General features: G+C 31.2%; 8 protein-coding genes and 1 rRNA gene. 6 read left to right on the top strand and 3 right to left on the bottom strand.

The features are described from left to right. Positions 1 to 33 precede the first annotated feature (33 nt). The 3 genes from rrf to lpxA all read left to right on the top strand — a co-directional run bounded on the left by rrf (position 34) and on the right by lpxA (position 1,977). A 5S ribosomal RNA gene (rrf, locus tag WN975_RS16670) occupies positions 34 to 143 on the top strand. Between the two features lie 431 nt (positions 144 to 574). Next, positions 575 to 1,138, top strand: a complete 564-nt coding sequence (locus WN975_RS16665; RefSeq protein WP_337967500.1) for a Crp/Fnr family transcriptional regulator — start codon at positions 575 to 577, stop codon at positions 1,136 to 1,138. A 65-nt stretch (positions 1,139 to 1,203) separates the two neighbouring features. Further along, on the top strand, positions 1,204 to 1,977 hold the full coding sequence (lpxA, locus tag WN975_RS16660; RefSeq protein ID WP_337967499.1) for an acyl-ACP--UDP-N-acetylglucosamine O-acyltransferase: 774 nt from the start codon (positions 1,204 to 1,206) through the stop codon (positions 1,975 to 1,977). A gap of 93 nt (positions 1,978 to 2,070) precedes the next feature. Here the strand turns inward: lpxA and WN975_RS16655 are convergent, their stop codons facing one another. The 3 genes from WN975_RS16655 to WN975_RS16645 are packed head-to-tail and all read right to left on the bottom strand — an operon-like array spanning position 2,071 to position 7,664. Beyond that, positions 2,071 to 4,488, bottom strand: a complete 2,418-nt coding sequence (locus WN975_RS16655; protein ID WP_337967498.1) for an ABC transporter permease — start codon at positions 4,486 to 4,488, stop codon at positions 2,071 to 2,073. 46 nt (positions 4,489 to 4,534) lie between these two features. Further along, positions 4,535 to 6,946 (bottom strand): ABC transporter permease, encoded by a 2,412-nt coding sequence (locus WN975_RS16650; protein ID WP_337967497.1) that lies wholly within the window; start codon positions 6,944 to 6,946, stop codon positions 4,535 to 4,537. Positions 6,947 to 6,950: 4 nt separating this feature from the next. After that, entirely contained in the window at positions 6,951 to 7,664 is a 714-nt protein-coding gene (locus WN975_RS16645; protein WP_337967496.1) for an ABC transporter ATP-binding protein, read from the bottom strand. Positions 7,665 to 7,945: 281 nt separating this feature from the next. On the opposite strand from WN975_RS16645, the gene WN975_RS16640 reads away from it, so the two are divergent. The 3 genes from WN975_RS16640 to WN975_RS16630 are packed head-to-tail and all read left to right on the top strand — an operon-like array spanning position 7,946 to position 11,228. Continuing rightward, positions 7,946 to 9,295: a sigma-54 dependent transcriptional regulator gene (locus tag WN975_RS16640; RefSeq protein WP_337967495.1), complete on the top strand. Its 1,350-nt coding sequence runs from the start codon at positions 7,946 to 7,948 to the stop codon at positions 9,293 to 9,295. A 1-nt stretch (position 9,296) separates the two neighbouring features. Beyond that, positions 9,297 to 10,631 carry an ATP-binding protein gene (locus WN975_RS16635; protein WP_337967494.1) on the top strand — a complete coding sequence of 445 codons (1,335 nt, stop codon included), beginning with the start codon at positions 9,297 to 9,299 and terminating at the stop codon, positions 10,629 to 10,631. Positions 10,632 to 10,682: 51 nt separating this feature from the next. Next, the gene (locus WN975_RS16630; protein ID WP_337967493.1) at positions 10,683 to 11,228 is read left to right on the top strand and encodes a hypothetical protein; all 546 of its coding nucleotides are present in this window, start codon (positions 10,683 to 10,685) and stop codon (positions 11,226 to 11,228) included. Positions 11,229 to 11,275: the final 47 nt, after the last annotated feature.

Below are 11,275 nucleotides of genomic sequence, written 5' to 3'. Positions count from 1 at the left end.
AATGCAGAAGTTGCCTAAAGCAACTAACGACCTTAAGGTGGTTATTGCGGCGGGGCTCACCTCTTCCCATCCCGAACAGAGTAGTTAAGCCCGCCTGCGCAGATGGTACTGCAGTTATGTGGGAGAGTATGTCGTCGCCTTTCTTTTGAAAAATCCTCATCATTTACTTGATGAGGATTTTTTTGTTTATATACCTTTTTTAAATAGCTTTTTACAAAAAGCTGTTCCTATTATCTTAGAGCGCGTCAGGGGTAGGAGCGATGTCCTTTTGTGATAATCTATACTTCTTATTTTCTAATACTACCATCACAAAAGATTTAGCGCACAGCTCGACCCATAAGGGAACGCCATAAATATTACAAACTTCATTTGGAGCTATATTTTTATGTTATTTAGCGATTTTTAAATTCTTTTAAGGCCAGTTTTTGAATTTTAATGATTCTGCATTTAAGTAATTTAAAAATACTTTAAATCGATTATTTTTCGCAGTTTTACTTTTGACCGATTTGTACAACCATTTTAAAACTCGGATCTAAATTATATTGATAAATTTGTTTGAATAATAATTTGAGGTATGACAGAACTAATTGATGTGATTAATAGTTTTCAAGTGATGGATTTTGAAACAGAACAAGTAATCCGTAAATACTTTATTGTCGAAAAACTTACGAAAAATGAATTGATTATTGAAGAAGGAAGAATCTGTAATAAAGTTTATTTTATAAAGTCCGGTGCTGTTAGACGATTTTGTCTGGAAGATGGAATAGAAGTAACGAAGTGGATTTATACAGATAATCAATTTGTGACTTCTATGAGTAGTTTTTTTGAGCAAAACCCTTCATTTGAAAGTTTCCAAACATGTGAGGAAACAACTGTATATTCGTTAACATACGACGCTGAACAAATTTTATTAGAATATCCGCTATTCGCTAAATTTCATATTAAACTATTAAGAGTTTATCTTTCTAAAATAAATGAGTTTCATCATTTATTTCGAGCAATGAATGCTCAGGAAAAGTATTTGTATTTACTTGATTTTTTTCCTCAGATTATTTTAAAAGCAAAATTAAAACACATTGCATCATTAATTGGTGTAAGTCAGGAAACTTTAAGCAGAATTAGAGCTTCAATTAATTGACATTAGGTCAAATAAAAGGTTTTTATTTTGTTCCATATTTGCTCTTAATTTTAAAGATAGTTAATTTGAAAAATAGGGTAATTGGACGGAATGCAATTATTGGAAAGAATGTTCATATTGGTAATTTTACCACAATTGAAAATGATGTTGTAATTGGTGATAATACCTGGATTGGAAATAATGTTACGATTTTAGACGGTTGTAGAATAGGCAGTAATTGTCAAATACATTCAGGAGCTGTGTTGGCGGGAATTCCGCAGGATTTGAAATTTAACGGAGAATATACGTTACTTGAAATTGGAAATCACACTAACATTCGGGAGTTTGTAACTATAAATAGAGGAACTGCCTCTAAAGGCAAAACAGTAATTGGAAATCATAATTTAATAATGTCAAATGCACATATTGGTCATGACTGTTTTATTGGTGATCATTGTATTATTGGTTTTAGTGTGGGAATGGCTGGCGAAGTAATTGTAGAAGATTATGTGAATATTAGTGGTTTATCTGCTATACATCAATTTTCGATTATTGGAAGACATAGTATGATAAGTGGAATTAGCCGAATTGTTAAGGATGTTCCGCCTTTTATTATGGCAGCTCGCGAACCACTTTCTTATGTTGGGTTAAATGTTGTTGGATTGAAAAGGAACGGTTTTTCAATTGATAAAATTGAAGAGTTAAAAAATATTTATCGGATCATTTTTCAGGAAAAAAGAAATACTGCACTTGCTTTAAATTTAATTGAAAATCAATTTGAGCAAACTACAGAACGTGATTTAATCTTAGATTTTATAAGAAATTCAAAAAGAGGTATTGTGAAAGGATCAATTTTTTGAAGTATATCAAAACTAAAAAACTCCTTAAGTAATTAAGGAGTTTTTCGTGACTAATATTAACAATTTATTTAAAAGGATTGGTATTATATTTTTCTATTCGTATTTTAAATATTTCAAAATATCTGTTTTTGTTGCTGCATATGCTCTTGAAAGAACAATTATTAAAGTCAGAATTAACAGAGTTGTAAAACCTAAAATAAATGGAAGCAGAGTTATATCAATCCTGAAAGCAAAATTTTCAAGCCATTTATTTAATAAGTAATACACAGGAAACAATGCTATTAAAAATCCTATTATGCAATACAAGATATATTGTTTCGATAATTCTTTTAATAAAGTATTTGTTTCTGCTCCAAGAGTTTTTCTAATTGCAATTTCTTTCATGCGTCTTTGTATAGAATAAGATGCAAGAGCAAATAATCCAAAAAGTGCAATTAAAATAACAACGATATTAAGCAGTGAAAACAAGTTTTTTTGTTTTATGTAAGCTTCATAAGTTCTCGCATATTCTTTATCTACAAAATCATATTTAAACGGATATTCAGTATCGACTTTCGACCATAATTTTTCGATATTGGCAATAGTATTTTCCAGATCATCCCGATTTAGTTTTGCATAAACTTTGTTAATGTTATTTGTCATGTCAAACATTTTGATATTGTAAAAAGCAATTGGCGGTTCTTTTAATTCAGGACTTAGTAAGCTGAAATCCTGTACAATACCAATTATTTTTAATTTCTGCTCTCGAATTAAAAGTTCCTTGCCAAGAGGATCTTTAATATTCATTAATTTTAATGCGCTTTCGTTTATGATCACAGAATTTATGGTGTCTGATGCCAGTTTTCTGTCAAAATTTCTTCCCTTAATTATTTTGATGTTCAACATTTCGAACATGCCAAAATCTAAAGGGATAACGCGTTGTTTAAACAGTTCATCATTGTATAAAACCCCCGATAAAGAATTGTCTGAACCATCAAACGTAATAAGGCCCGTGGAGACTTGTTCGACGCCTTTAATTTTGCTGAGTTGCTGTTTTATGATGTTGTATTTATTGTAAATATTTTGGGCTGCATTTTCTCCTTGGTAATCAACTGAAGGAAAATTTAAAGAAACCGAAATTACCTGATCGCCCTTAAAACCCAGATCTTTATTCTGTAAATATTTAATTTGCTGGTATACGATATTTGAGCCAATAATAAAAAAGGCAGCAATGGCAAACTGAAAAATAAGCATTCCGTTGCGCAGCCAGATACCGTTTTTGCTTCTTTCGAAATTTCCTTTCAAAACTTTAAACGTTTCGAAATTGGATATATAAATGGCCGGAAATAATCCTGCTGTCAAAATTGTAACGATAAAAATCAATATCAATTGTATGTAAAACTGACTCGCAAGAAGTACAATGTTCTTGTTTAAAAAGTTGTTGTAATATGGCAAAGTCAACTCTACAATTACTAACGCCAGTAAAATAGAAAAAGTCGTGGTTAAAACCGTTTCAAAAAGAAACTGCTTCACAATATCACCTTTTGATGCACCCGAAATTTTACGTACTCCAACTTCTTTCGCACGCTTTACAGCATTAGCAGTTGCAAGATTGATGTAATTAACAATCGACAAAACGAGAATCAAAAGAGACAATCCCATCATGATTATTAAAAACTGATAATTTCCTCGTGTTTCAGGATAACCATCTATTATCGAATGTAATCTGGCTTTTGATAAAGGTTCAAGAATAACTGTAAAATGCCCCACTTTTTTAGTCATAACTTCGACTGTAAAACCTGCTTGTTTGGCAATCATCGCAATAAAATCGTGGTTGTAAATTCTTTCGAGTTTCTGTCTTGTCAGATCAACTTTTGACGGGTCTTTTACTTTTAGTATTAACTTTAAAACAAACGGACCTGTCAATCCGGAAGTTGTATATTGTTTCATTTTATTGATGATGACATTTGGCGCAATCGAAGAATTTCCTGGAATATGGTACACGGCCCTTACAGAAAACAGCTGGTCAAAACATTTTATTTGTTTTCCAATCGGGTTTTCATTTCCAAAAATCCTTTTAGCCGTAATATCTGAAATAGCAATGCTGGAATCATCTTTTATTGCTGAAATTGCATCGCCCTGAATAATTTTGAAAGGAAAAAAAGAAAAGAAATTTTGTTCGACATTGATAATTTTATCTACAAACTCCTTTTTTCCATTGTAAATAATTTTACCCTTTTGATACCAGCTATCAGCATAAAGTATAGATTTGACATTTGGATCTTGGTCTAAAGCCGGTTTCAGGAATAAGGCACAATCAGACAGGGCGGGCATATCGCTTAGTTTAACCAAAACCTGATAAACATTCTCTTTTTCAGGATTCCAGGCATTGTAACTTTGTTCGTCATTCCAATAAAGCAAGGCAAAAACTAATCCTGCAATTCCTATGGACAAACCAAAAATGTTGAGAAATGAAAATAGTTTATTGTGCTTGAGTTGGTAAATAAATATGTTGATATAATTTAAAATCATAGTTTTAGTTGTGGAGTTAAGAATAAAAAGAAACCTATCTTTTTATTTATTCATATTTCAGATATTTCAAAACATCGATTTTGGTTACCTGATATGCTTTTGCCAAAACGATAGTTAAAGTCAAAAACATCAACGCAATTAATGCGACAAAAAACGGAAGCACTGGAATATCAATTCTAAAAGCGAAATCTTCAAGCCATTTTCGCAATAAAAGATAGGCGGGAACTATCCCGATTGTAAAACCAATCAAACAGAAAACCACATATTGTTTCGATAATTCTTTAAGTAAAACATTGGTTTCAGCACCTAAAGTTTTTCTGATGGCAATTTCTCTTAATCTTCTTTCCATAGAAAATGACGCTAAAGCAAATAATCCGAAGACAGCAATTAGAATTACAATTCCATTTAAGAGAGAAAATAATTGACTTTGATTTTGATATTCTTTATAAGTTCTGGCGAAATTTTTATCTACAAAATTATATTCGAATGGATATTCAGCATCGACTTTTGTTCTCCAGAATTTGTCCAAAGCAGCAATTGTTTTAGGCATTTCCTCTGGTGCAATCTTAACAGAAATATTGTGCAAATCTTTTTGCATATAGTCAAAAGCAGTGATGTGTAAAAACATCATTGGCGCAATTCTATTTTGCAATCCAAAATAATTGAAGTCTTTTACAATCCCTACAACTCTAAATTTTCTGCCTCCCCAAACGATTTCCTTATTTATAGGATCTTTTTCCATCAAAGTTTTGGCAGCAGCTTCATTCAGTAAAGCATTAGAAAGAGTATCTGAAGCATATTTTTCAGATAAGTCTCTTCCTTTAAGCAATCGAATTCCTAAAACATCCAACATTCCAAAATCAATTGCCATTTGTTGGGTAATGACTTCTTTATTGTCTTTATAATGCATTCCGGACCATGAATTAACATCAGTTCCAATAGAAAATACTCCAGCAGAAACTCCCTGAACGCCTTTAATTTTTAGAAGTTCTTGTTTGATTGTTTTATATCTTTCAAATTGTTTTTGATCTTTTTTCGATTTAAAAGAAATATCCATTACCTGCGCTCCTTTAAAACCTAAATCTTTTTCCGCCATATAATTTACTTGCTGATAAACGATAAAGGAACCAATGATAAAAAAAGTTGCTATTGCAAATTGTAGGACAAGCATTCCGTTTCTTAGCCAAATTCCATTTTTGCTTCGGGAAAAATTTCCTTTCAAAACCTTCAACGGTTCAAAATTTGAAACATAGATTGCCGGTAAAACTCCCGAAACTAAAATGAGAATTATAAATATTAGAATTAATTGTAAGTAAAACTGAGAACCTTGAAGGATAATATTTTTGTTTAAAAGCGAATTGTAAAAAGGCAATGAAAGTTCGACAATTACCAAAGCAATTAATAGAGAGAAAAGCGTAATTAATGTAGTTTCGAATACAAATTGAGCAATGATTTGTGGTTTTGTTGCACCAACAATTTTTCTTACGCCAACTTCTTTGGCACGTTTTACGGCATTTGCGGTGGCAAGATTAATATAATTTACGATTGACAACACTAAAATTAGTATCGATAATCCCATTAATATTCTTAAAAAAGGCAGATTTCCGTTTCCTTCCGGAAAAGCATAATTTCCCTGAAAAAGTCTCGAACCACGAAACGGAAGTAATTTTGCTTTTGTAGGTTCTCCATACATTTTTAAAAACGCTTCATATGTCATTCCTTCTTCTTTCGCCTGTCTTTTGAAATTCTTTTCGATATAGATTTCGTTTAGATTTTTGATAATCGAAGTTGTATCACTTTGATTTTTTAGTTTTAGCATTAAGCCAAAATTGAAGCCCCAATTATCCCTCTTTTTTTCTAATTCTTCGTCGATTATGGTTGTAACTGCAGCAGGCATTACAGCAGATTTTTGTGATAATTTATATATACCACGAACTACAAAAAATCTATCCGCATATTTAACCTGCTTTCCCATTGGGTTTTCATTCTTAAATATACGAGAAGCCGCTTCTTCAGAAAAAGCAATACTGTTGCGATCATGAAGTGCACTTTTTGCGTTACCACGAGTAAACTCATAAGGAAAAAAAGAAAAGAAATTTTTTTGTGCAGAGAAAATCTTATCTACTACTTCTATTTTGCCATTATATTGTACCGTTTCTTTCGTATACTTAGAATTGAAATAACAATAATCCTGCAGTGCCGAATTCGTTGATTTTAAGATTGGAGCAGGAACAGGTGAGTTTACTGCCCAAACATTTCCGCCGCCAAGATCATTCATAACAACGTAAATTTTATCTTTTTCAGAATTCCACTCATCATACGAATGTTCTTCATTCCAATATAAAATGGCAAAAATTAATCCTGCGATTCCAATACTCAAACCTAAAACATTCAGCGCCGTAAAGAACTTATTGTTTTTGATGTGGTAAATAAATATGTTTGTCCAGTTCTTTAGCATGATCTTAATTATTTAAAGTAACTGCAAAAACATCGACATTTCTATTGTTTACTTTCTCTGAAAGTATAATTCCATCTTTCATTAAAATCGTTTTTTGAGAAAATGAAGCATCATAATCCGAGTGCGTAACCATCAAAATTGTGGCGCCGCTAGCATGAAGATCCGTCAATAATTCCATTACTTCATTTCCATTTCTGCTGTCCAGATTTCCCGTAGGTTCATCGGCAAGAATAATTTTGGGATCATTGATCAAAGCTCTCGCAACGGCTACACGTTGTTGCTGTCCTCCAGAAAGTTGTTGTGGATAATGTTTCAAACGATGCGAAATACCCAATATAGTCGCAATATCTTCTACTTTTTTCTTTCTTTCAGACGATGGAACATTATTGTAAATCAGCGGTAATTCGATATTATCAAAAACAGAAAGTTCATCAATCAAGTTGAAATTTTGGAAAATGAATCCAATATTTTCTTTTCTTGCTTTCGATTTTAATTTCTCTTTAATACCAATCATTTCCTGACCAAGTAATTCATAACTTCCGCCAGAAGCGCTGTCTAATAATCCTATGATATTTAACAAAGTCGATTTTCCACTTCCGGATGGCCCCATAATTGAGATAAAATCGCCTTGATTAATTGTTAATGAAATTTCGCTTAATGCATTTGTTTCTACTTCTTCTGTTCTGAAAATTTTTGATAGTTTTTTGATTGTGATCATGATTGTTATTTTATAGATTGTTATTTTTCTTCTCAATAATTTTATTGTTGAAGTAACAGAAACGCATCCGATTAAGATAATTGACAATATAATCGATAAATGTCTATTTTTGTTACTTTTACCAACAATAATGTTTCACATATTTGCTGATTTGTTAGTCTTAATGTGATTTTCGTGCCAAAAATTTAAAGATTGTAACTGCCTTATTTTTAAATTTTTATTTTTTAATAGAAATCTAAACTGTCCATTATTGGACAGCTTTCGTCCAAAACCGAACAAAAATGAAAAAGACAAATGCGTCAATATTAATTATCGATGATCAGGAAGACATACTTTTTGCGTCAAAAGTGTTCTTGAAAAAGTATTTTGAAGACATTTATACGCTAAATAATCCCAAAAATATTGTCGAATTATTGTCTAAAAAAACAATTGATGTCGTTTTGCTCGACATGAATTATCGAATAGGTTTTGAAGACGGAAGAGAAGGTTTGTATTTATTAAAAGAAATAAAAACGCTTTCGCCAAAAACGGTTGTGATTTTAATGACTGCTTTTGGAAAAGTTGAAACTGCGGTTGAAGGTTTAAAAAATGGGGCTTTTGATTATATTCTAAAACCTTGGGAAAATAAAAAACTGCTTGAATCTGTAAAACAAGCCGTTGATAAATCCCGAAAAGATCAAAAGAAGATTAAAAATGTTGCACTCGAAGACAACTTTTTTATTGGAACTTCTGAGATTATAAAAAAGGCTTATTCTCTGGCCGATAAAGTAGCAAGAACCGACGCAAATGTTTTAATTCTTGGAGAAAACGGAACCGGAAAATTTGTTTTAGCACATCATATTTTCAGTCAATCCGAAAGAAAAAATAATCCTTTTATTGCTGTTGATTTAGGATCTTTAAATTCGAATATTTTCGAAAGTGAATTGTTCGGTTATGCCAAAGGCGCTTTTACGGATGCTAAAGTCGATACGCCCGGACGATTTGAAATGGCTCAAAACGGAACTGTTTTTTTAGATGAAATCGGGAATGTTCCGCTGCATTTGCAATCTAAACTTTTGCAGGTTATTCAAACGAAAACCGTAACAAGATTAGGTGAAACCAAACCAAGATCTTTAAATGTTCGAATTATTACGGCAACAAATTTAAACCTGAAACTTGAAGTTGCTGATAAAAGTTTTAGAGAAGATTTGTATTATCGAATCAATACGATGGAAATTATATTGCCTCCGTTGCGCGAACGTAACGAAGATAAAATTCCGTTAGCCGAATATCTTCTGGATAAAATGATTGAAAAATACGGAAGAGAGGAAATTACTTTTGATAAAAAAGTATTAGAACAAATCGAAAAACATGCCTGGAATGGAAACATTCGAGAAATGGAAAACAAAATAGAACGCGCCGTTATTCTTTGTGAAAATAATAAAATCACAGTTTCTGATTTAGATTTAGAAACCATTACAACTTATGAAGAAAATCCGGATGACATTCAACTTTCTTCAGTTGAGAAAGCTGCGGTCGAAAAAGCATTAGTAAAAAACAATAATAATATCAGTAAAACTGCCGAAGAACTTGGGTTGTCAAGAGGTTCTTTGTATCGTCGTCTGGAGAAATATAACATCAATATCAGTTAATATGTTTAAATCATTTCAGACTTATAAACTTCTTTTTTTACGATTAATTCTTATTGTTGCAGGAATAGAAATCTCCATTTACTTTTTTAAAGAAGGTTTGCTTTTTACTGCCGTATTTGGTCTTTTTATCGTTTTTCTATTAGGTAGAGAAATGTATTTTTATGTTCGAAATTTTGTTTTGCTTTATGATAAAACCATTGCTTCGATCTTGCAAAATGATTTTACTTCGGATTTTACAAAGCACAAATTCAATAAAAGTTATAATGATTTATTCCTTTTATATGATACTTTAAAAAATAAGCAAAACGAACAGGTTTCAAAAGATATTATTTATCGTTCAATTTTAAATAATATCGAAACGGGAATTATCATTTTGCAAAAGCAGGATAATGATTGGGATATTTTTTTGCTGAACGACTATTTTTCTTCTCATTTTAATGTTCCTAAAGTTTCAAAATGGAAATATCTCAAAAATCAATTGCCTTCGTTATGCGAGATTATTGAAGAAGACGGTTTTCAGGAAGTAAAAACTTCTGTAGAAATTCGGATAAACGAACAAAATATGCAAACGTTTGTTTTGCAAGCTTCCAGAACTGAGATATTCGAGAAAGATTATTTTATCGTTTTGCTCGATTCGATTCAGAATGTTGTAGAGAAAAAAGAAAAAGATGCCTGGGTAAATTTGATGAAAGTCATTTCGCATGAACTTTTAAATTCCATAACGCCAATTCGTTCTATATGTCAGAATTTGCAGGATTTGGTAGAACAAGATTCGTTATCGGCTGAAGATTTAGAAGATGTCAAAACCAGTGTAGAAACGATGTTGAGACGAAGCGATCATCTTCAAAAATTTGTCGAAGGTTATCGAAAGTTGGCGATGCTTCCTTCACCCAAAAAAGAAAAAATAGAATTACAATATTTGATAGACAATTGTGTACAAATCATGAATCCCTTATTTAAGGAAAATAAGATTGAGGTTTTGAATGCGATTTCTTTTAAGCGCTGGATAAATGTTGATTCACAACAAATCGAGCAAGTTTTGATTAATCTTTTGACCAATTGTATTTATGCCTTGAAAAATATTGAAGAGAAACAGATTTTAATTTCGGCGGAAGCCAAAGAAAACCGCATTTTCATTAGAATTATTGATAACGGAAATGGCATTGAAAAAGAAATCGAAAACAAAATATTCCTTCCGTTTTTTACCACCAGAAATGAAGGCGCGGGAATTGGATTAACGCTTTCTAAAAATATTATCGAAGCTCACGGCGGTTATATTGCACATAAAAATGAAGGTGGAAAAACTGTTTTTGAGATTTCTTTGGTTGAAGAATAAATATTGTTTTTAAAGTTTTATAATAATTCAAGAGATAAATAAAATAGATTTATGGAGATAAATAGAGACTTAGTTCAGGAAATGATAAATGATTCGATAGGGAATGATTATGTTATTAATAAATTGATAGACAGTTCTAAGTATATATTTATAACGTATAAACATAGAGATTTTTACGAAGATGATGAAAGAGGAAGATTAGTTGGAGCTGGACCGATAGTTTATAATAAAGAAACGAAAGAATATAAAACTAGCGGAAGTGGTGATTTTGTTTGTGGAGAATATTCAGATTGTTTCGATGATTATGAAGAAAAAATTAAAGAAGATTTATCTTTTGAGGAAATTAAAAGTAATATACTCCGAAGAAAATTTGTGAATGATGATGATATTTGGGATTTACTACTTATTTACATAAAACTAAAAGGAGATTTTAAATCATACTTTACAAAAAACAGGAATTACAATCTTTCTTTACATAGTATTTTTTGTTCTGAAGATCTTGATTCGATACTATATATTGAAAATATTTGGATAGAACTTAAATTAAAATATGAAATAATAAGCCCGAAAGAAATCCTATTATGGAAAAACATGTAATAAAATTAGTTCTATATTAGCCATTATAAAAAAGTAAAAAGACCTAA

The sequence above is a fragment of the uncultured Flavobacterium sp. genome (genome assembly GCF_951805225.1).
Taxonomy (GTDB): Bacteria; Bacteroidota; Bacteroidia; order Flavobacteriales; family Flavobacteriaceae; genus Flavobacterium.
Note: the sequence above shows the minus strand (reverse complement) of the source record. Positions and strands in the feature narration are given on the sequence as shown.